This window comes from Tunturiibacter lichenicola (genome assembly GCF_051013355.1).
Classification (GTDB): Bacteria; Acidobacteriota; Terriglobia; order Terriglobales; family Acidobacteriaceae; genus Edaphobacter; species Edaphobacter lichenicola_F.
In genome coordinates this window covers 1,756,073-1,775,822 of record NZ_CP132944.1, presented here as the reverse complement: position 1 = coordinate 1,775,822, position 19,750 = coordinate 1,756,073, and the positions used below count along the sequence as shown (strand labels likewise).

Genomic DNA, 19,750 nt, shown 5'->3' with positions numbered 1-19,750 from the left:
GAATAATAATCAGACCGTAGACTGGCAGACCGACGATTGAGATTATCTGCAAAGGTATGGTCCGGTCTCTTCTGGAGAGACTCTTTTTCGAGCCGCAAAGAGTCTCGCCGAAGTGATCCTTATCTTGAAAAGCTAACCTGCTGCGGAAGTTCGGCTTCGTCGAAGGGTTTTCCAAGTGCGTCCTTGGCGCTAATTGACGGCGATATCCCATTGAGGCCTTCCAGCGGCCAGGTAATGTTCAGGGTTGAATCGTTCCAAAGGATCGAGCGTTCTCCAGCGGGATAATAGAAATCAGTAGTTTTGTAGAGCACTTGAGCAGCGTCCGAGAGGACGAGGAAGCCATGAGCAAAGCCTTCTGGTATCCAGAGGAGCTGTATCACGTCCTCGGGCGATTCGGTCTTGAGGTGGAAACCGGCCCACTTGCCGAAGTCGGGCGATTCGCTTCGCAGATCGACTACGACGTCCCAGATGTGGCCTGCTAGAACGCGAATGAGTTTGCCCTGGGGGCGCCCAAGCTGGTAGTGCAGTCCACGGAGCACTCCTTTGACTGAAAACGATTGGTTGTCCTGAACGAATTCGTTGGCAATTCCGGCATCGGCAAAGGTGGATTGATTGAATACCTCTGAAAACCAACCGCGACTATCTCCGAAGCGTTGGGGTTCAATGAGCTTGACGTCGCGGAGAGGTGTTTTCACGATTTGCATCTCAACAGTTTAGTGATCGAGAGCTGAGTTCGAAAGTGCGTGGGTTTGGCTTCCCGCAGCGGGACGAATAATTGGCGAATGAGGTACGAATTTTGAATCTGCTGATGCGTGGACGAGTAGAATGATGTAGTTAGTTGAAGACGCTACATTTCCCAGTGTCGATCCGGTGCGAGCCGGTTCTCAAAATAGAGGCCGATGTCAGGCCCAACACATATAGGCGATGCAAATCGACGCGCAGATCACCATCCGACGCAGGTAGGGTTGGCTCGGTGGACTGCGAGACAAAAGTGTATGCGTAGGTAACCGGTACGACAGATTGTGTGCAGAGCTACGCTCACCAATACGTCGTACAGATACAGGATGCGAATGCAGGCTGAATATCAATCTCCCGAGTCGCGGACAGCGGCTATCGAAGGTTCTTATTCGTATACGGAGTCGTCAGGCCGCTCGCTGGAGAGATCAAAGCGAGCCAACGGCATCCCATCCGGGTTTTTCCGTTACAGAGTGATTAAACGTTGCAGTGATGTTTTTTTGGTGCTCGTTTCGATGCCGGTTATGTTGTTGATACTTGGCATCGTGTCGGCAGTTGTAATGTTCAGCTCTCCGGGCCCGATCTTTTATTCGCACCGCAGGATTCGCAAGGGAGGTGCCTTCTTCTCGATGTGGAAGTTCCGTACGATGTGCGTTGACTCCGCTGAAGTGCTGGAAGATTATTTGGCACGCCATCCCGAAGCCCGCATTGAGTGGAACAAGACCCATAAACTGCGGGAAGATCCCAGAATTACCCGGTTGGGAGTTTTTCTGCGGAGATACAGCTTGGACGAGTTGCCGCAGCTCTGGAATGTACTGATGGGGCAAATGAGTTTGGTGGGACCACGGCCGATCGTTGCGGCCGAAGTAGAGAAATATCGCGAGTGCTTTGACTGCTACTGCAGAGTAAAGCCCGGGCTAACAGGTCTTTGGCAGGTCTCAGGACGTAGTGGGCTCACCTACGATGAGCGTGTGGCTTTGGACTGCGAATATGTTGAGCACTGGTCACTGGCCAAAGATTTCGTGATTCTGATGAAAACATTTTCGTCGGTAGTGAATCAGGATGGCGCGTACTAGAAGAGGTTCATGAAGGGTAAGGGCAAGTTGCGGGTTGCCATCGTTCATCATTGGTTTGTGACGCGGGGCGGCGGGGAGCGCGTCGCAGAATGTATTGCCTCACTCTTTCCTGAGGCTGAGATCTTCACGTTGCTCACGGATGGTCCCGGTGTTCCCGATGGGCTGCGTGACCGCCCAATACACACCTCATTTCTTCAGAAGATTCCTATGGCGCGCAGGTACCACCGGCACATGATGCCGCTCTATCCTGCTGCGACGGAATGTTTGGATCTACGTGGGTTCGACCTGGTGATAACCTCCGATAGCGGACCGGTCAAGGGTGTTCGGCTGGGCGAGGGTGCGGTGCAGATCTGCTATTGTCATTCACCGATGCGCTATCTCTATGACGGATTTGAAGCTTATCGGTCGAAGATGGGTGCGCTTACGCGGGCGGTTTTTTCTGCCACAGCTGGCCGGGTGCGTCGGTGGGATTTGCGGGCGGCTGAGAAGGTTACTTTCTTTATCGCGAACTCCAATTACGTTGCGCGCAGAATTGAGCGAATCTATAGGCGAGAGAGTAGAGTCATTCACCCGCCGATTGATCTACATCGTGCGCGAATGGTTGATGCACCTGGAGAACATTATCTCTCCGCAGGAAGACTGGTCGGGTACAAACGAACAGAGCTGATGATCGAGGCGTGTGGTCGGATGGTGCGGAAGCTCCGCATCGCCGGGACTGGCCCGGAGGAAAAGTCTCTGAAGAGTCTGGCAGGAAACGCCGATGTTGAATTTCTGGGAGAGATGAGCACGGAGGCACTGTGGCAGGAGTACGCAAACTGCAGGGCGTTGTTGTTCGCAGCGGATGAGGACTTCGGCATGGTGCCGCTTGAGGCTCAGGCTTGTGGTCGCCCGGTGATCGCCTACGGCGCAGGTGGGTCGCTGGAAACGGTACAGGGGGATGGAGCTTCCCCTACAGGAGTTTATTTTTCGGAGCAGACGGTGGAATCTCTGATGGAGGGGATCTCGAGGTTTGAGCTGGTGGATGCCGCCGGCACCTTTATTCCGTCGGTAATTCAGAGCAGGGCTGCGGAGTTTGCCACACCGGTGTTTCTACGCAGATTACGTGAGTTCGTACTGGAGAAAGTGCCCGAAGCTGCGGGTGCAATGGCGTCGGATAGCGCACTGGATCTCGTCTAGTTATTGGTGGGCGTCTGGCTCGGTCAGTTGGGACCGCGGGCTGTAACTTTGGGTCTAAGTGGCGACTGGTTATTGTGAGGTTCGGCGATGGAGGGAATGCGGGATCTGCTCAAAGGAGCCCTTGGACGGAGCTTAGCGGGGCTGAGTGAGGAGGACAGGCTTGCTGCGGCTTGGACGGTGGCCTGCGGTAAGGCGATGGCGGAGCATGGGACCGTGGTCGGATATGTGGAGGGTGTGGTTCGCGTTGAGGTGGTGGATGTTGCGTGGCTGCGGCAACTGATGAGCATGCGCGGGCAGCTTGCGCGGGAGATGGCTCGGATCGCAGGAGTGAAGGTGACCGAGATACACTTTGAGAGTAAGAGGAATGATAGGCGATGAGTGAACAGGCTGGTGTAACGATCGAGGATGTGCGGCGAGTTGCCGAGTTGGCGAACCTTGAGCTGACGGGTGAGGAAGAGCCGCGGATGCAACGGGATCTGAACGCCATTCTGGGACATATTGCGCAGCTCAATGAGCTGGATACTGCTGGAGTTCCTGCGATGGCGCAGGTTGGCGAGATGTTGGGCGGCGATGTCGACAGCGTTGGTGGAACGTTGCGGCCTGATTTGGTGCGGCCTTCGCTGGATCGGGCGGCTGTGATGGCTTCGGCGCCTGAGACTGATGGGCGGTTCTTCAAGGTCCCGAAGGTGATTGAGCGCTAGCCTCGAGAAGCAGGCGGTTGCAGGCGAATCTGGAGTGGTTTTGGTGCAGAGATGGTGAGTGTGAAGGCGATGGAATTGGATAGTTTGACGATTGATGGAGCGCGCGCTGCGCTGGCTTCTGGCGAGGTTACTGCGACGGCGCTGGCAGAGCTGCACTACGAGCGGATCGCTGCGCGCGACGGCGAGATTCACAGTTTTTTGGCGTTGAGCCGCGAGCGGGCGCTGGAGCAGTCGGCGAAGATCGATGGCATGGCGGCCAGGGGTGAGGATTTGCCGGTGCTGGCAGGGGTGCCGGTGGGGATCAAGGATGTGCTGGTGATGAAGGGGGCTCCGGCTACGGCGGGGTCGCTAATCCTGAAGGGGTATCGGCCGCCTTACGATGCGACCGCTGTGGCGAAGCTGGAGGCGGCTGGGGCGGTTCTGCTTGGGAAGCTGAACTGCGATGAGTTTGCGATGGGTTCTTCGAATGAGAACTCGGCGTATGGTCCGGTGTTGAATCCTCGCGCTCTGGACCGGGTTCCCGGTGGTTCGAGCGGTGGTTCTGCAGCGGCGGTGGCGGCTGATTTTGCAGTTGCGACGCTGGGGACCGATACGGGCGGTTCGATCCGTCAGCCTGCGGCTTTCTGCGGCGTGGTGGGGGTGCTTCCGACGTATGGGCGAGTGAGCCGGTATGGGCTGATCGCGTTCGCGTCGTCGCTGGACCGCGTAGGGCCTTTGACCAAGACCGTGAAGGATGCGGCGACCGTGCTGCAGGTTCTGGCCGGGCACGATGTGCTGGACGCGACCTCCTCGGAGCGACCGGTTGACGACTACGTTGGTGGGTTGTCGAAGCCCGTTGAGGGGCTTCGGATTGGCGTGCCGGAGGAGTACTTCGGCGAGGGGTTGGATCCGGAGATCCGGGCTGCGATTGATGGTGTTCTGGCTGGTCTGAAGACGGCTGGATGCGTGGTGAAGCCGGTCAGTCTGCCGCACACCAAGTATGCGATTCCTACCTACTACGTGATTGCGACGGCGGAGGCCTCGTCGAACCTTTCGCGGTTCGACGGCGTCCGGTTCGGGCTGCGGTCGGAGGAGGCGAAGACGCTGTCCGAGATGTTCCGCAAGACCCGGGACGCCGGGTTTGGTGCCGAGGTAAAGCGACGCATCCTGTTGGGCACCTACTCGCTCAGCGCGGGCTACTACGACGCCTACTACCGCAAGGCTCAGCAGGTTCGGACGCTGTTGACACGCGACTTTCTGGCGGCGTTTGCCGAGGTCGATGTGCTGGTCGCTCCGGTCACCCCTACGCCTGCGTTCAAACTAGGCGCTAAGACCGACGATCCTGTCCAGATGTACCTCGAGGACATCTACTCGGTCGCGGCGAGCCTGGCGGGCATCTGCGGCGTCTCTGTGCCCTGTGGTGAGACCAGGGACGGTCTGCCGATCGGAGTGCAGGTGATGGGTAGACACTTCGACGAGGCGACCATGTTCCGAGTGGCCAAGGCCGTGGAGGCAGGTTTCGAATCACACGGCTGAGCGATCCGCAGATTTGGAGGTACCCCACCCCCCCCATTATCCTGGGTAAACCGCTTGCAATCAGTTATTTACAAAAATGGCTCGACGTAAAAATGTCATTCTAAACGGGTTTGCGGTCAAATATGTCTAGTCAAAGGGGTTACGGGCAATTTCTCCTTTCCAATGTAAAAAACCCCGGCGAAGTGACCGGGGTTTTCTATGTTCTGTATCCAGTATATCGGGTTGTTACTAACTCATACGCCACGCGTATCTCATTGTTATATATGGAGTTGCTCTCATTAGGGGCTTGACAGGTTTTCTGAGCGGACTCGATGAGTGACTTGCCCCTGTTAACACCAATCGATAACAACCGGTTGTCGGTCATCTAGTCGGAGGTAGGTTGGCAACGCGCAGCATAGTCCGGCGTCTACTGCATGTTTTCAACCATCATCAGATTGCTGGAATGCCCATCGACTTGTGGGAACAGTAGCCACTTCCCATCCGGAGAGACGGGCATTGCACCGACCCAATACGGAGGAGACTTCTCCAGTGAGAAAACCGGGCTAATCTTTTGGGTTTTGATGTCGTATAGCTCGATCGTCGCCTTACCGTTCTCGTGGGACATAAAGTAGATTCCCGCTTTGGTGGGAAACCATTCGGTTCCCTGGAAACTTAGCTCCGCCATACCTTTTACCTCTTCAGGCGAAGAGCCATCTGGCATCATGCGCCAGAGCTTCTTACTTCGAAAGAAGTAAACATATTGATCTTCAGATGACGCAAAAGGCACGGCTGCCGGAGCGCTTGCAACCTGCACCGCATGACCACCGCGCGACGGCGCCCTCCAGACGGAGGGTTCGCCAAAGTCCTCACCCTGCGTGAAGTAGATCCACTTACCGTCTGGTGACCAGCTAGGCTGTGATTTGTCGGGTACGTCGATATCTAGTTTGACTGGAACTCCTCCCGCCGGATCGACCGTGTACAGATTGGATTCGCCACCGAATCGTGAATCAAAAGCGATCAGACCTCCGTCGGGAGACCAACGCGGCGAGCCAGTTGTCCTATCACCAAAGGAGGTCAGTTGGAGGACGTTGGATCCGTCACTATCGCAGACCCATATTTCCAGGGCTCCGCTGCGATCAGACTCGAAGGTTATTCTTCTGCCGTCTGGCGAGATGCTGGCTGATTCCTGTTCCGCCGAAGAGACGATTAGCTCGTGCGCTTGCGGTGGGGATGCTTGAAGATCAAGCTGCCAGATATTGGTGTTGGTCGAGCTTTGCAAATAGATAAGGCGATGGCCGGATGAACTGACGGTCACGTCCGAAACGTCATGTCCAATCGGTAATCTTTGCGCTCGCTCCGGGTGAGCGAGAACGACCTCCCAAAGGCTGCCTTCAATCAGGGAGGAACTGTAGAGGATGCTGTCGCCACCTCTCGCCCAGGCGATGCCGCAGATCATTTCGTGGCCCTTCAGTAGCTCTGTGGTCCTTCCATCGGCCAAATTCAGCAGACGTAAAGACTCACTTCCCAACTGATCCATACAAACCCATGCCAGAAGTTCGCCTTTTGGGGCAAAGGAAGGCGTGACTGCATACTTGCAGTCCGTTTTCACTGGCGTCACCTTCAATGTGCTCATTGAAAGCAGGTAAAGAATTATCGTTTGGTAGGAGGTCTCGGGATGGTCCGTGAAAGCGAGATACTTGCCGTCAGAAGACCAGCTGAGTTCTTTCCCATACCAGTACGTGGTGCTTCGAGAATAAATTTTCCGCTCCGGTCCACCTGTCGGCGGAACGAGAAAGATGCCCGAAGCCCCCTCTTTTGAAACGCGGCTGATCGCGATGTCGCTCCCATTGGGCGACCAGGCTATCGATAGTTTTTCGGACGGGTGCCGCGTGATACGCAATGGGCTCTCGGAACCTATCACCTTCACATAGAGATCGTATCCCGCGCCATTGGTCTCACCGTCCCACCCGAATGCGACCTCACTCCCATCCGGCGAAAAGGCGGGCGAGGTCACATTGCCTGGCAGTGACGTAAACGGAATAACAGCGAGACGCTCAATCCTCAACAGCCGCGAAGCTTCTTCAAGCCTGGTTTTAAGCTGAAGGCATGCCAGGCCGATGAGAATACATGCAGCGACAGCCAGTGGAATCCACCACCTTCGAAGAGATAGCTTTGCGGCTGGTCTCGCAGGTTCAGTCAAAGCAGCAGGCGGAAGCGACGTAACCTGCTCCTCTTCGACCTTCGTCGCAGCGATAAATCGATAACCTTGCCGCGGGATTGTCTCGATGTATTTGGGACTCACGGCGGAGTCGCCAAGAACCTCTCGTAGACGGTTCACAGCGGCGTTCAGACCGTGTTCGAAGTCTCCGAATGACGTCGCCGGCCAGAGTACCTTGCGAAGATGTTCCCGAGTGACGAGTCGGCCAGGTTCCGAGGCTAGAACGATAAGGACCTGAAGTGCCTGTCCAGACACCTTGACCCGTATCCCATTTCTGCGCAGCTCTTCAGGTTCGAGCAGTAGCTCAAACGGAGCGAACCGTATTGAGCCGAAAACCTCTGCACGGTCGGCCATCGCTCACCTGTGGCACGAAGTTTATCATTTTGGGCTTTTCCTGAGGACAGGGTCACGCCTCAGCGAGATCCACTGCGAAGAGTTGTGGACACTGCGAATGCGGCTCGACGCCTCACTCCACCGCTATCTCAATAAAAAAGCGAAGGTTATTGTGTGATCTTTTTATGACACGCATTACGACCTGCCTTGCATTGAGGTAGCAGGTCGAAGCGAGCAACGTAGGCGGGTACCGATGAGGTATCCGCCATGAAGATCTTGACTGCCGTCATCTTTCTCTGGGTGTCTTTGGTCAATGCGCAAACGACCTCAATTAAGATTCAGCCGATAGACCTGCCGAATCGTCCCGCGTCTCTTTCGCACGGCATCTCTTTCTCCTGCACCACCGACTACGACCCATCACAATGTCTTACAAGCGTCGCGTTGCTGGCAAAGGTTCTCGAAAGATATCCAACTGAAAGGCTGGGCCAGTGGACATTTGTGCTTGCAGGCTCAGCACGCTGGAGGCAGGTGGTGAAGGAGTTGGGCGGGGATCCTGAAACGCCCGCATTCAGCGAACTCATCGCTCGCGTCACCGTGTTGAAAGACGAACTGTTTGAAACCGCGGACTCTCGACAGGCAATGTTAGCTCGCAGATTTGGACTACCACCGGGAAGCATCCTCGACTATGCAGTTACCCATGAGATGGGCCACGCAATATGCGGGGAACGCCAGGAGAGCCTCGCAGATAAGTATGGATTGAATCTGCGACGAGGAATTGCTCCGATGTGCAACTTATCGAAAGCGGTTAATACTCCGTAGAAGGACAGTATCATTGCGAAATCTAGTTCGGTGTCGTGATCAGATATCTGCTTTCCTGCAGATGTTGATGGAGGTTGGCGAGATGGAAGAGGTATTGATCAAAGCCTTTTGCCATCAGCTTCATTACCTTTTCTCTCTTTCCCACTGCGGCCATTAGATAGCACTCTCTGCCCAGGTTGGAATAGAACCCAATGTTGTGCCGGTCTTTATTCTGGTTTTGAAAGAAGCCGGCATAGAGAAGAATGTGGGCACCGGCGGACTCCATCCAAAGAGGATTCTTCGCGCTGGTGAGCTGCCGCATCATGAGTTCAGCGATCTGGGTGAGATCCGCGAACTGGCGGAACTCCTGATCGTTCGGGGTGTAATCGGGAGAGAGGATAGCCAGCCGATCTACGGATTGCAAACAAAAATGACCGAGCACGCTTGCCAGATAAACGCCCGTAGAGTCACGGATCTGAGACCACAGCTCATTGCCTATCGTTTCGTGGAGATGCGAGGTCCAGAAGTTGAGAGCTTGTTCTTCAGTGACGCCATACAACTCGACAAAATAGTTATCAGATGGCATATCCGTAACCCCGATCATCGGTTTGATTGCCTATTGTTATCCTGTTTCGGCTTTGGCGCGGGAATGATTAATTGCACGCCAGTATCTAACTGGGCACTTTGCCCTTCGTACGTTGATACTGCCTTTCTATGAGAGTGGACAATACCATTTTCATGGTATGGGCCTGCCTTCGGCGGGGTAGGGTGAACTCAAAGAGAGTTCATTGAAGGCCTGCGCGGTGGATCAGGTCCGCGAATCGGGGATCGTTGCGGATGGGGTCGAAGTATGGATGGGTCAGCAGGAACTGCAGGATATTTGATTTCTCTTTGTATGCCTGCTCAAGCCAAATGAAGGCCTGTTCGTTTTCACCAAGGCCCAGATAGCCGTTCACAAACGCAGCCGCAGGAACGTAGCCTGCGGCTTTGCGTCTTTTCAGTTCTTCGAGCAGCCGAAGTGCGTCATCGCGCCGACCTGCGTGGGCATAGGCTCTGATGAGTATGCCGGTTGCAGCAGGACTGCCTTTCGAAAGAGAGATTGCTTTTTCCAATACCGGGATTGCGTCTGCGGGTTGATTGTTCGCAATCAGCGCGAACCACAGACCTGAGAGCGCGACCGCATCGTCCGGCTTTACGGCCAATGTGCTGCGCGATTCGCGAATGGCTTCGTCGTAGCGATGTGCCTGAAAGAGAATCCACGATACGTTCGCTCCGGTGACTTCGACCGGATCCAGTTCCTGGCCGCGCTTTATCCATTCAACAGCTTCCTCGGTACGTCCTTCGCAGACCAGCCATAGAGCAAGCCCGGCGTGGGCACGGGCTCCGTTCGGGTTCAGTTGGAGGGCGCGCCTGTATTCGGTCTCAGCTTCGGTCCAGTGCCACTCTTCCTGAAGGACATTTGCCAGAATTACATGGGCTTGAACCAGGTCAGGGTCGATGGCCAGCGCCTTTCGCGCGAAGCTCATGACCTTCGGGCGCGTGTCTGCCGGAGAGACGCCGCTGAAGACTGTTCCAAGGTTGGTATAGGCTTGTGCCAGGCCAAGGTAAGCTGGTGCAAACGTCGAGTCTTTGTTGATCGCGTCCTCGAAGTTGCCAATGCTTTGCTCAATCTCAGCTCTGCTGTTTCCCCGGTCTAATACAAACCTCCCTCTTAGATAGCTTTCGTAGACTTCAGGCGCGACAGGACGCGCGGCAGTCAGTCGCTGGCGTTCATCTCCTGTGACCGTTACCTGGACTTTCTCTGCGATGGACTGCGCCAACTCGCTTTCCAGCGTGAGCGCATCCCGCATCTCGCGGTCATAGGTTTCGGACCAGAAGTGTTCGTCGGTGGTTCCGCGAATCAGCTGTGCGGTGACACGAATGTGATCTCCTTGCTTGATGACGGAGCCTTCGACGACAGCATCCACGCCCAGTGTTCTGGCGATCTCCGGTACGGAGATCTGCGGATTCTTGAAGCGCATTACGGAGGTGTGAGAGATTACCCGCAGATCGCGGATGTTCGCGAGGCGGCCGATGAGGGCTTCGGTCATACCGTCGGCCAGGTAATCCTGAGCAGGATCGCCCGACAGGTTTCGCAGAGGCAGGACAGCCAGCGACTTGATCCTGGGGTCATTGGTTACCCTAGGGTCATTGGTTACCGTTGCTCCATTGGCCTCGGGCTTATCGGTGGGCACCTCTGTCATGGTGCGATGCCGAAACACGAGCCACGCAGCCGTCACAAGGCAGAGGCAAAGTACGCCAGCCAGAGCAAACCACAGGCGATTTCTGCGCGCAGACGATCGGTCGTCATCGCTCGTTGCTGACGGAGGGAGTTGTTCCACCTCGGGCTCCGCTTCGGGCTCGTCCACGCGCGAACGTCGGCTCTGAATCCAGCCGTCAAGCTCTTCGCTCAGGGCATAGACAGAGCCGCGCTTGTCGTGCAAATGCCGGTGGACCGGCATCCCCTCTCGCTTCTCCCACCTCTGGACGGTGGTGACGTCGCGGTTGAGGTAGGCCGCGATCTCCTTCCAGGAATCGAGAACCTTCTCGGGCGGCAGCTCCGCAGGCGGTACTTCAAATGACGGCTCACCCATGGCGCTCTCCGAAAAAATCGGCTTGTCGCAGGGATTCTATCCCAGTTGGATGACACGGCGAAAGACGGCATTTGACGGTAAGTTGCTGTTCTGCCTGTTGCTGTTTGACCACGCCGTACCTGATGCGCCACTGTGTCGGCAGTTCAAGCGCGTTCTCTGCGGTGCGGACTCTTGCCATCGATTCCAAGGAAGTCGACCTCCTTGGATCGATAAAGCTTCCAGCGAATTGAGACGCGACTTCAAAACCGGAGGTTTCTATGAGAAGCAAGTCTCTTTGTGCGTTATGCGTGTCGTCGGTACTGGTTCTACTTTCAGCGACCGGTGCAGTGGCCCAGGAGCGTGGGCCGTTCCACTTTACCGGGGTGCTCAACGACTATTCGCCGGCGAATCCGCTGATCGTCGGTAGCCCCTACGAGATGCATGGTCAATGGGCACTTGATCTCCACGAATGGGGCAGAACTGCAGACTTTATTGCGGACATGACCATGTCCGACTACGGAACGACGAACAATGTTCTGGATGCGACCAAGGGCGGTCAGAATGCCCACACGCACCACATCCGGTTGACGAACGTTAAGGTCACCTGGGACATGATCGGCTGCCCTGCCTATCCCAAACCGCTCATCACCGGAGGGTTTCAAGTGAACGGCACGGTCAGCCTGATAACGGGGAATGGAAGCAATGCCACCTTCGAGACAACTCCGCCCAGCACGACGCTTCAGGTTTGCATTACCGGAGGGAACGAGGTGACTTATTCGAATATGACAATGGTCTTCGTGGGACCTGCGACGAATCATTTCGGGACCCAGGCTATCCATGGCGTCGTGCGCAAACAGGATGCGATCGGCGGAGCGCGCTGAAGAGGAAGTTGAACGGGAGGACACTTCATTCAGCTCAAAAGAGACAACATATGCACACTTCCGTGACAGATCTTTGACAATTTCTCTTTGGACTTAAGTAAGACTGATTTGGTCTTAGATAAATGGGACCACTTCAGTCTGATTTAAGTTGCGGCCACGGAGAACCATGCGTACTGTTTGCTTCAAACGCTGCCTAGTGCTTGTTTTACTGTCATTTTTTGCCTCTCTGGCTGCGGCGCAGGGTGCCGCGGTTCGAGGATCGGTCGCTTCGGGCACTGGATCGATCGTTGGGTTGGTCGTTGATCCATCCGGGGCCGCCGTTGCGGGCGCCCATGTCACTCTGTCCGGCCATGGAATCGGTCGGATGACTGTTTCCGACGCTTCGGGCAACTATCAGTTCTCGTCGCTTGCTTCCGGCACGTACACGCTTGCGATTGAAGCACCAGGATTTGGCTTTTATGAGAACTCTGCCATTCACGTCTCACAGGATGGCTTGCTCGACTGGCCGGTGCAGCTTTCGCTTCCGTCGGCGTCTCAGTCGATCAGTGTTCAAGGCGAGGGAGAGACCTTAGAGCAGGTACCCACGGTCGGCAAGACCGGCACGATGCTCGAAGACATTCCACAGAGCATTGCTGTCATCAGCCACCAGCTGTCGGAGTCGCAGGGCGACCTCGAGTTGGCAAATACGGTACGCAATGCCAGCGGCGTGATTCAAGGCGGCACGGACGGCTTCGGATTCGGCGATCGCTTCCAGATCCGCGGCCTGGAGGCCCGCATCTACAACGACGGATTCTCGGATGGAGATGAGCGCAATGGAATTCCGCACTCGCTCAATGGCGTGGAGCGCGTTGAAGTATTGGAGGGTCCGGGATCTTCGCTCTTCGGCAGCGGGCCTCCGGGAGGCACGATCAACCTGGTGCACTACACTCCATCGCCTCGCTTTGGTGCCGGGGCACAGTTCCAGACAGGCTCGTTTGGCTTGTACTCCGGCAGCGCGTACCTCACCGGCGCGACGGGCGTTCGCGGGCTGGACTACCGGGTGGACAGCCTTACCCAACACACGGATGGTTACCGCGCACTCACGGCGGGTGACTACGAGCTTCGGCCTGTGCTTGGTTTTACGACCAGCCACAACGTGCTGCTGCTCGCATGGGATGGCCGCTATCTTCAGGCAACTCCCGACCCGGCAGGTTTGATCTACTACAACCACACACCCATCGCGGTGGTGCCGCGCGAGACAAAATATTCGACGCCGTTCGGTTTTGGAGACCAGTCTCTTGGTCGGTTTACCGCCTCGGACGTATGGCAGGCCAAGCCGTTTGTCACAGTCAACAATCGTTTCTCGTATATGTATCGCAACCTGTCCATTCTGCGAAATGGCGATGGCGGCTCGATCGTCGGTACCGCTTTGACTGGCAGGCAACTTCGCAACCAGCAGGATGTATTGAACGACCTCGACTACGAAGGCGAGCCTGTCTGGAGCTTCCGTACCGGTTCGGTTCACCATACGCTGCTGACCGGCGTTGAGGTGCAGCACCAGCATGATGTGTCGAACCGCTCGACCGCGGATCTGCAAAATATCGTAGACATCTTCGCTCCGGTCGTTCCTGAAACCTCAAGGGCGGGGCTCGTCTTTCTGCGCGATGCGAAGCACTCGGGATTTCTCGATCAGCTGCGCGCAAACTACGAGGGTTTGTATGCGACCGACCAGATTGATCTGACGCCGCGCTGGAAGCTGCGCATCGGCGGCCGGCAGGACTTCTGGCAGACCGCGCTCGTTCCGCAGATATTTGTCCCGGGCAGGAGCCTGGGAAATGGGGTGCCGATCGAGCCACCCAACACCTACAGCCGCAACGACACGCCTTTCAGCTGGAACGTTGGTACGGTCTACCGGGTTCTTCCCGGCTTCTCGACCTTCTTCGGTGTGGCGCGCAGCAACCTTGTGAACTTCAGCTCGGAGGCCACGCAGAATGGTGTCGAGGCTCCTGAGAATGGTATGCAATACGAGGCTGGCGCCAAGGTCGCAGCGCTGAACAACCGTGTGTTGATTACAGCCGCAGCGTTCCACGTGATGCGCAATAACGTCTTCTCGCTGGTCAGCGACATTCCCGTCTTCAACGACCAGCTCACACAAGGCGGCGAAGGCACGGTGGAGCTGGCGCTGAACCGGCACTGGAGAGTGAATGCCAATGCCACTGGTATGCACGCATCGCTGACGGATAATCCCTCTAACCCGGCGGCGACCGGGCGACGGCCGCAGGGCGTTCCCAACCGCATCGTCAATCTGTGGACAAGTTATGATCTGCCGCTCGGGAGTCAGGAGGCTTTTTCGCTCTCCGGTGGATTCACGAATCGCAGCAGCATGTTTGCCGATCTGCTGAATACAAATTCGATTCCGAGTTACACGACGGCGGATGTCGTGGCTAATATAAAGGCTCACGGATGGACTGGTGCATTCGGCGTGCGTAATCTGACGGACGCGCGCTACTTCACTGCAGCGAATGGAGTCGGCGGATTTGTGGGCGATGCACGTTCCTATTTCGGCAAAGTTCAGTTTCAGTTCGGAGGCAACCGCTGACGGGCAAACCCCTTGCAGGCGAGGTCATTCTCGATAGCTTCCGCTTACCGAAATGTTCCTGCGTGCAACATGCCAGCTTCTCGCCCGCTCGATCTAGCGCTATGCTGGGTGCGGCGAACGTATGAGACCGCCTCAGCATCCAACGCATAGGGCCGACTGGCGAAATGGAGATCGGAGAGAGCATGAAGGCGACGAGTAGTCCGAATGACGGGGCCGCTTCAGCGAAGATCACGAAGCGGATTGAGGATCTGGGAGATTGGCGAGGTGAGATGCTTGCCCACGTCCGTCAGCTTATTCACGATGCAGATCCGGAGATCGTGGAGGAGTGGAAGTGGGAGAAGCCATCGTCTCCCGGAACGCCAGTTTTTTCGCATGACGGCATCGTTTGTACGGGGGAGTCGCACAAGCAGGTGGTGAAGCTCACCTTCGCTCGCGGAGCTTCGATCAAAGACCCGAAGCAGCTCTTTAATTCCAGTCTCGACGGCAACGTGCGGCGCGCGATCGACCTGCGCGAAGGGGAAAAGATCAACGAAGCAGCCTTGAAGCAATTGATCCGCGCGGCGATAGCCGCCAACTCCGCAGCGCTCGCCGAACGGGCAGCCAGGAAGAAGTAAGCCCGGCTCGTCAGTGACCAACAAATCCGGCACGTACGAATGCCTTGCGCAACAGAAGGTGCGTCGTCTCCAATGTGCCGAGTCAGACGAAGGTGTTGATCGATACCTTCGTCTTATAAAATCGCTCCCTTTGTTTTGATTTAATTGCGAATCTTGAATAGCATTCGTAGCGTGTACGGATGCCTCAGCACCACTTGATCGGCGCGTAACAACGCCGTGACACGGTTTCGTCCACGCACGCCCCAGGAGGCAGGCTATGAGCCCAAACGAGAGCCCAGACGAAGCCCGCAGTAACGGCGCAACGCGCGCGAGAGTCGACATGAAGCTCGAGATCGTTGTCATCCCCGTTTCGGATGTTGATCGCTCGAAGGAGTTCTACGGGCGGCTCGGGTGGCGGCTCGACGCTGACTTCGACAGCGGAAAGGACTTTCGCGTGATTCAGTTCACGCCGCCTGGCTCAGGATGCTCGGTCATCTTCGGCAGAAACGTCACGGGAGCCGCGCCCGGCTCTGCTCAGGGCCTGTATCTGATCGTCTCCGATCTCGCGGCCGCCCGCAAAGAGCTGATCGGTCTTGGTGTCAAGGTGAGCGAGGAGTTCCATAACGAGGGCGTGTACGCCGGCTCGGATGAGCCCTACCTGTTTGGCCGGATGCGAGTCGATGGACCGGATCCCGCGCATGGCAGCTACCGCTCGTTCGCTTCGTTCAGCGATCCGGACGGCAACGGCTGGCTGTTTCAGGAGATCACGACGCGGTTGCCCGGTCGCATCGACTCCGCGGAGACGAGCTTTGCGTCGACGAACGATCTGGCGAGTGCGCTTCGGCGTGCGGCGGCGGCCCACGGCGAGCACGAGAAGCTCACAGGCGGGAAGTACGACGACAACTGGCCGGATTGGTACGCCGATTACATGGTGCGCGAACAGTCCGGCAAAGACTTACCGAAATAAACGTCTGAGGTGCGATCGTCATCGACGGGGAGCCGGCCACGGTGACGGTCAGAGGTGGCTTGCGTGGTGTTCTGCGAAAACTGTCAGTAGTGCCGTTCAATATGTCTCGATAGTATGTTTGACGGCTACACGGTGATCTCATGAATCGCTTGGAGAGACGTTCGCAGGCTGACGCTAACGCTGACCTTTGCAAGGTGTTGGTGGAGAGCTACGCCGTAAACGAGCGGATGAATCAGATCGTTCTCGAGCATCTCGATCCTGCTGCGTGGCGCGCGAAGCTGCCGGGGAGCAAGGGGCGAACTATCGCCGCCATCTTCTCGCACGTCCATAATATTCGCCGCAAATGGCTTAGGTTATCGGCGCCGCATCTGAAGCTGCCGGCTGCGCTGAGCCACGCGATCTGTACGCAGAAGCAGGCTCGGGCGGCTCTGCTTGAGAGCGGTGCCCGCTGTTCGGAGATGCTTGCGGATGCGCTCACGGTGCCGCAGGCTGGGTCAAAGTCCGGGCCGCAGAGCAATGTCACGACGTTTGTACGCGATGGCTGGGCGAAACCCTGGCCTGCAGGGCCAGCCATGCTGGCCTACATGATCTCGCATGATGCGCATCATCGCGGCCAGGTGAGTTTGCTGGCCCATCAGCTTGGATTTCCGATACCACCTAAGGCGGCGCAAAGGATCTGGGTTTGGGAGAGTCTGTGGAAGGAGTGCGGATTCACGCATCCGCGATAGAGGTTGGCCAGGTCATCGTTCTTCGGAGCGCGTGTGACTTCAGCTTTGATTTTGTCTTGGGGAACGAAATCGCGCAAGAAAACCGAGCTACATGTAAGCCCAGAATCTTTTGCTAGGCGCGCAAAAACCTGAATCGAAGAAACGGTTCATTTCGAATCGCTGCCTTTAGAAGAGGTAAAAGATCCCGCACGGCATCTGCTTTCACGACGAACCCGGCTCCGACCCGCAATGCGTCGCGCATCACGTCGACATGCTGGTATGAGCTTAGGAACAAGATCTTTGTGTCTGGCGAGATGGTTCGGATCGCTCGGGCAGCTTCCAGTCCACTCATTGTGGGCAGCTCAATGTCCAATAGAACAAGATCTGGTTGCAGCTCCTTACTTTTGTGAAGCGCATCCCGACCGTCGGAGCTTTCGCCAACGACTTCCAGATCTGTATCATCCGCCAGCATCGAACGAACAGCACGTCGCCAGTACTGCGAGCCGTCAACAATCAAAATACGAGTTGGTTCCAAATGTCCACGCCTCCCGCGAATCGCCGTTCAATTCGAACGCCCTGCGGGCGATGCTGAAACGATCACTTTTTAGTAGACATTTAGACCTGATTCCTGTCGTTGCTCTCGCGCAATCCCCGCGTCGAAATTCTGGTACGGCGAAGGGCAAGGTTCAGCGTACGCTCCGGATCAATGCTTCAGGTGAAGGGACCACGATCCTTCCACGACTCTTCACAAGAAGGCCCTCCCGCTGCCACTTACTCAATAGCCGACTAACGGTGAATATCGTGACGCTTGCCTCATTGGCCAACTCCTCATTACTTACGTCGAGTATGGTCGACTCAGAGTCTCTTTGTCCTTTCCTCCTGGCTAGCTTGTTCAACACCTGTGCAATCCTCTGGCTGGCGCTGTCATGGCTCGCCGCAACGTGGATGTCGCGGTAAGCGGCGAGATAGTCCGACGCTATGAGTAACGCGTTTTCAAGCAGCCTCGGATATCTTTTTGCGAGGGGAAGGATGGCATTTCGGTTCCAGACCAAAGCAACGCTATCGGTCACGGTCTCTGTGCTTAGCAGATAATCCATAGGTTGGGACAGGAATGCCCTTCCTCCGGCGGTATCTCCCGCTGAAATCCAGAGAAGTATGACCTTTTCTCCTTGCTGAGTCGTCGTAAACGTACGCGCGAGCCCATCGAGCATCAAAAATACTTTGTCCGCAGGACGTCCTTCGCTTGCGATTACTGTGCGCGCACGAAATCGCCGTGGTGTTGCTTCCCCTAAGATGGTTGCGAGATTACCTCGGTCAAATCCTTCGAGAAATCTCGGTGCGAGTTCGGTTACCCGAGCAGTTATGTCGCAGGTTGCGATTACTTGTCCAGAAGCTGATTCCTTCATCTCACCGCCCGTGCAAGTCTCTCAAGACCCGGTCAACGCTTAAGGCGTTAAGTTGCCGCACAAAACGACGGTGCATCGTCTTGTGCGGCGGCCTCTTTGCGTGTCAGGGTACCAAATCTACACACTTGTTACAGGTGGTAGAAGTGGCTGGCTCCCAAGACTAGCAGCAGAGTGACGGCGGCTATGGCGACTTCGCCGAGAGCGCCGACGATGAAGGGACGAGCACCTTGCTTGAAGAGGTCCTTCAAGTTGGTGCGGAGGCCTACTCCGGCGAAGGTTAAGAGGAATGCCCAGCGGCTTAGATTTCCCAGTGCGAGGAGCTGTGGTTTGGTGAAGCCCAGCGCGGCGATCGTCGGGTTGGTTGAGGAACCGAGAGTCGCGAGCAGCGAGATGAAGAGGAAGCCGAGGACGAACTTGGGGAACTTCTGCCAGAGGAAGGCGGCTTTGTTGTCGAGCTGCTTGGTGGCGGCGCGGCTGGCGAGTCCTTTGCGCGCCCACTGGATGGCATAGCCGAGGACGACGAAGCCGATGAGGGCGTTGCGGCAGGTCTTGGCGAGAACGGCGAACTTGCCGGCGGCGTCGGAGTAGAGGGCACCGGCGGCGGTGGCTTCGGCGGTGTTGTCGACGGCGAGGCCAGCCCAAAGGCCGTAGGCGCGGTCGCTCATGTGGAGCGCGTGGCCGATGAGCGGGAAGGTGAAGAGCGCGATGGCGCCGAGGGCGAGGATGGCGGCAATGGCGGTGGAGGAGTCCTCTTCGTCGGCGTCGATGGCGCCTTGCGTGGCGATGATGGCGGAGACGCCGCAGACGCTGGAGCCGACGGCGAGGAGAGTGGTGAGCTGGGGGCCGAGGTTGAAGGTGCGACCGAGCCAGGTCATGAACGTCAACGAGAAGGCGAAGGCGATGAAGACGAGGATGAGGGAGATGCCGCCGAGTTTGAGGATGTCGCCGAGGATGAAGCGCGCGCCGAGGAGGATGATGCCGGCTTTGAGCCAGAACTCGTAGGTGGCGACGCCAGCGCGGAAGATGCGGTGAACGCCGACGGTGTTCGCGATGAGGATGCCGAAGAGGATCGCCCAGAGGACGTACTCGATGTTGGGGAAGGTGATGTGGTGAGCCTTGGCGTAGGTGTTGATGAAGTGCTCGACGAACTTTCCGGCGTAGCCGACGACGGCAAGGAGCGCGATGCCGGGGAGGAGACCGAGGAGGGAGGAGCGCTCGGCGGGGCCACCGCCGGGTGCGTGAGGGGGATACTCGGTGCGGAGGTCGGGTAGTGAGGTGGCGGGCGTGGCCATTTGGGGCTCTCCTTTTATCTGTGCGTCTACTGCGGCTTGTCGGCGCTTATTACGCGGATCTGTGGCTTACCAGGGGACGACTTTGAGCAGGCCGATACGGACGATCACAGCGAGGGCGAGTGAGAGGACGATGGCCCAGGTGTCGGTGGAGATGCGAGTGCTCGGGGTGGACATGGAGGAGTC

Annotated in this window: 18 protein-coding genes; 11 read left to right on the top strand and 7 right to left on the bottom strand. The window is 56.9% G+C overall.

The genetic code is table 11. The features are described 5' to 3' along the window. Positions 1 to 119: 119 nt before the first annotated feature. Entirely contained in the window at positions 120 to 704 is a 585-nt protein-coding gene (gene rfbC / locus RBB82_RS07630; protein ID WP_433974521.1) for a dTDP-4-dehydrorhamnose 3,5-epimerase, read from the bottom strand. Positions 705 to 1,070: 366 nt separating this feature from the next. Between rfbC and RBB82_RS07625 the strand changes: the two genes are divergently transcribed. The 5 genes from RBB82_RS07625 (at position 1,071) to gatA (ending at position 5,203) form a co-directional block, all read left to right on the top strand. Then, the gene (locus RBB82_RS07625; protein ID WP_433974520.1) at positions 1,071 to 1,811 is read left to right on the top strand and encodes a sugar transferase; all 741 of its coding nucleotides are present in this window, start codon (positions 1,071 to 1,073) and stop codon (positions 1,809 to 1,811) included. Positions 1,812 to 1,820: 9 nt separating this feature from the next. Continuing rightward, positions 1,821 to 2,987, top strand: a complete 1,167-nt coding sequence (locus RBB82_RS07620; RefSeq protein WP_433974519.1) for a glycosyltransferase — start codon at positions 1,821 to 1,823, stop codon at positions 2,985 to 2,987. A gap of 96 nt (positions 2,988 to 3,083) precedes the next feature. Then, positions 3,084 to 3,365 (top strand): DciA family protein, encoded by a 282-nt coding sequence (locus RBB82_RS07615; protein ID WP_433974518.1) that lies wholly within the window; start codon positions 3,084 to 3,086, stop codon positions 3,363 to 3,365. Further along, a complete protein-coding gene (gene gatC, locus RBB82_RS07610; RefSeq protein WP_433974517.1) occupies positions 3,362 to 3,688 on the top strand; it encodes an Asp-tRNA(Asn)/Glu-tRNA(Gln) amidotransferase subunit GatC in 327 nt (108 codons plus the stop codon). The genes RBB82_RS07615 and gatC overlap by 4 nt, the downstream gene beginning before the upstream one ends. A gap of 69 nt (positions 3,689 to 3,757) precedes the next feature. Next, positions 3,758 to 5,203 (top strand): Asp-tRNA(Asn)/Glu-tRNA(Gln) amidotransferase subunit GatA, encoded by a 1,446-nt coding sequence (gene gatA / locus RBB82_RS07605; RefSeq protein WP_433975349.1) that lies wholly within the window; start codon positions 3,758 to 3,760, stop codon positions 5,201 to 5,203. 406 nt (positions 5,204 to 5,609) lie between these two features. Here gatA and RBB82_RS07600 read toward each other — a convergent pair whose 3' ends face one another. Then, positions 5,610 to 7,754 carry a winged helix-turn-helix domain-containing protein gene (locus RBB82_RS07600; RefSeq protein WP_433974516.1) on the bottom strand — a complete coding sequence of 715 codons (2,145 nt, stop codon included), beginning with the start codon at positions 7,752 to 7,754 and terminating at the stop codon, positions 5,610 to 5,612. 246 nt (positions 7,755 to 8,000) lie between these two features. Here RBB82_RS07600 and RBB82_RS07595 point away from each other — a divergent pair, with 246 nt between their 5' ends. Next, positions 8,001 to 8,552 (top strand): hypothetical protein, encoded by a 552-nt coding sequence (locus tag RBB82_RS07595; RefSeq protein WP_433974515.1) that lies wholly within the window; start codon positions 8,001 to 8,003, stop codon positions 8,550 to 8,552. A gap of 22 nt (positions 8,553 to 8,574) precedes the next feature. Here RBB82_RS07595 and RBB82_RS07590 read toward each other — a convergent pair whose 3' ends face one another. Both RBB82_RS07590 and RBB82_RS07585 read right to left on the bottom strand, forming a co-directional pair. After that, positions 8,575 to 9,117, bottom strand: a complete 543-nt coding sequence (locus tag RBB82_RS07590) for a hypothetical protein (RefSeq protein ID WP_433974514.1) — start codon at positions 9,115 to 9,117, stop codon at positions 8,575 to 8,577. Positions 9,118 to 9,316: 199 nt separating this feature from the next. After that, positions 9,317 to 11,164: a tetratricopeptide repeat protein gene (locus RBB82_RS07585; protein ID WP_433974513.1), complete on the bottom strand. Its 1,848-nt coding sequence runs from the start codon at positions 11,162 to 11,164 to the stop codon at positions 9,317 to 9,319. Positions 11,165 to 11,421: 257 nt separating this feature from the next. Here RBB82_RS07585 and RBB82_RS07580 point away from each other — a divergent pair, with 257 nt between their 5' ends. The 5 genes from RBB82_RS07580 to RBB82_RS07560 all read left to right on the top strand — a co-directional run bounded on the left by RBB82_RS07580 (position 11,422) and on the right by RBB82_RS07560 (position 16,890). After that, entirely contained in the window at positions 11,422 to 12,024 is a 603-nt protein-coding gene (locus tag RBB82_RS07580) for a hypothetical protein (protein WP_433974512.1), read from the top strand. 166 nt (positions 12,025 to 12,190) lie between these two features. Continuing rightward, positions 12,191 to 14,602, top strand: a complete 2,412-nt coding sequence (locus tag RBB82_RS07575; RefSeq protein ID WP_433974511.1) for a TonB-dependent receptor domain-containing protein — start codon at positions 12,191 to 12,193, stop codon at positions 14,600 to 14,602. Positions 14,603 to 14,784: 182 nt separating this feature from the next. After that, entirely contained in the window at positions 14,785 to 15,216 is a 432-nt protein-coding gene (locus RBB82_RS07570; protein ID WP_433974510.1) for a DUF1801 domain-containing protein, read from the top strand. A gap of 256 nt (positions 15,217 to 15,472) precedes the next feature. Then, complete coding sequence (locus tag RBB82_RS07565) at positions 15,473 to 16,162, top strand: VOC family protein (RefSeq protein ID WP_433974509.1); 690 nt, start codon at positions 15,473 to 15,475, stop codon at positions 16,160 to 16,162. Positions 16,163 to 16,302: 140 nt separating this feature from the next. Further along, positions 16,303 to 16,890 carry a DinB family protein gene (locus tag RBB82_RS07560; protein ID WP_433974508.1) on the top strand — a complete coding sequence of 196 codons (588 nt, stop codon included), beginning with the start codon at positions 16,303 to 16,305 and terminating at the stop codon, positions 16,888 to 16,890. Between the two features lie 112 nt (positions 16,891 to 17,002). Here the strand turns inward: RBB82_RS07560 and RBB82_RS07555 are convergent, their stop codons facing one another. The 3 genes from RBB82_RS07555 to RBB82_RS07545 form a co-directional block, all read right to left on the bottom strand. Further along, a complete protein-coding gene (locus RBB82_RS07555; RefSeq protein ID WP_433975348.1) occupies positions 17,003 to 17,386 on the bottom strand; it encodes a response regulator in 384 nt (127 codons plus the stop codon). A gap of 169 nt (positions 17,387 to 17,555) precedes the next feature. Continuing rightward, entirely contained in the window at positions 17,556 to 18,275 is a 720-nt protein-coding gene (locus tag RBB82_RS07550) for a Crp/Fnr family transcriptional regulator (RefSeq protein ID WP_433974507.1), read from the bottom strand. Between the two features lie 128 nt (positions 18,276 to 18,403). After that, entirely contained in the window at positions 18,404 to 19,567 is a 1,164-nt protein-coding gene (locus tag RBB82_RS07545) for a YeiH family protein (protein ID WP_433974506.1), read from the bottom strand. Positions 19,568 to 19,750: the final 183 nt, after the last annotated feature.

What these genes read in the sequence shown, in the direction of transcription:
- rfbC (WP_433974521.1), bottom strand. Translation starts at nt 704, where the DNA reads ATGCAAATCGTGAAAACACCTCTCCGCGACGTCAAGCTCATTGAACCC.
- RBB82_RS07625 (WP_433974520.1), top strand. Translation starts at nt 1,071, where the DNA reads ATGCAGGCTGAATATCAATCTCCCGAGTCGCGGACAGCGGCTATCGAA.
- RBB82_RS07620 (WP_433974519.1), top strand. Translation starts at nt 1,821, where the DNA reads ATGAAGGGTAAGGGCAAGTTGCGGGTTGCCATCGTTCATCATTGGTTT.
- RBB82_RS07615 (WP_433974518.1), top strand. Translation starts at nt 3,084, where the DNA reads ATGCGGGATCTGCTCAAAGGAGCCCTTGGACGGAGCTTAGCGGGGCTG.
- gatC (WP_433974517.1), top strand. Translation starts at nt 3,362, where the DNA reads ATGAGTGAACAGGCTGGTGTAACGATCGAGGATGTGCGGCGAGTTGCC.
- gatA (WP_433975349.1), top strand. Translation starts at nt 3,758, where the DNA reads ATGGAATTGGATAGTTTGACGATTGATGGAGCGCGCGCTGCGCTGGCT.
- RBB82_RS07600 (WP_433974516.1), bottom strand. Translation starts at nt 7,754, where the DNA reads ATGGCCGACCGTGCAGAGGTTTTCGGCTCAATACGGTTCGCTCCGTTT.
- RBB82_RS07595 (WP_433974515.1), top strand. Translation starts at nt 8,001, where the DNA reads ATGAAGATCTTGACTGCCGTCATCTTTCTCTGGGTGTCTTTGGTCAAT.
- RBB82_RS07590 (WP_433974514.1), bottom strand. Translation starts at nt 9,117, where the DNA reads ATGCCATCTGATAACTATTTTGTCGAGTTGTATGGCGTCACTGAAGAA.
- RBB82_RS07585 (WP_433974513.1), bottom strand. Translation starts at nt 11,164, where the DNA reads ATGGGTGAGCCGTCATTTGAAGTACCGCCTGCGGAGCTGCCGCCCGAG.
- RBB82_RS07580 (WP_433974512.1), top strand. Translation starts at nt 11,422, where the DNA reads ATGAGAAGCAAGTCTCTTTGTGCGTTATGCGTGTCGTCGGTACTGGTT.
- RBB82_RS07575 (WP_433974511.1), top strand. Translation starts at nt 12,191, where the DNA reads ATGCGTACTGTTTGCTTCAAACGCTGCCTAGTGCTTGTTTTACTGTCA.
- RBB82_RS07570 (WP_433974510.1), top strand. Translation starts at nt 14,785, where the DNA reads ATGAAGGCGACGAGTAGTCCGAATGACGGGGCCGCTTCAGCGAAGATC.
- RBB82_RS07565 (WP_433974509.1), top strand. Translation starts at nt 15,473, where the DNA reads ATGAGCCCAAACGAGAGCCCAGACGAAGCCCGCAGTAACGGCGCAACG.
- RBB82_RS07560 (WP_433974508.1), top strand. Translation starts at nt 16,303, where the DNA reads ATGAATCGCTTGGAGAGACGTTCGCAGGCTGACGCTAACGCTGACCTT.
- RBB82_RS07550 (WP_433974507.1), bottom strand. Translation starts at nt 18,275, where the DNA reads ATGAAGGAATCAGCTTCTGGACAAGTAATCGCAACCTGCGACATAACT.
- RBB82_RS07545 (WP_433974506.1), bottom strand. Translation starts at nt 19,567, where the DNA reads ATGGCCACGCCCGCCACCTCACTACCCGACCTCCGCACCGAGTATCCC.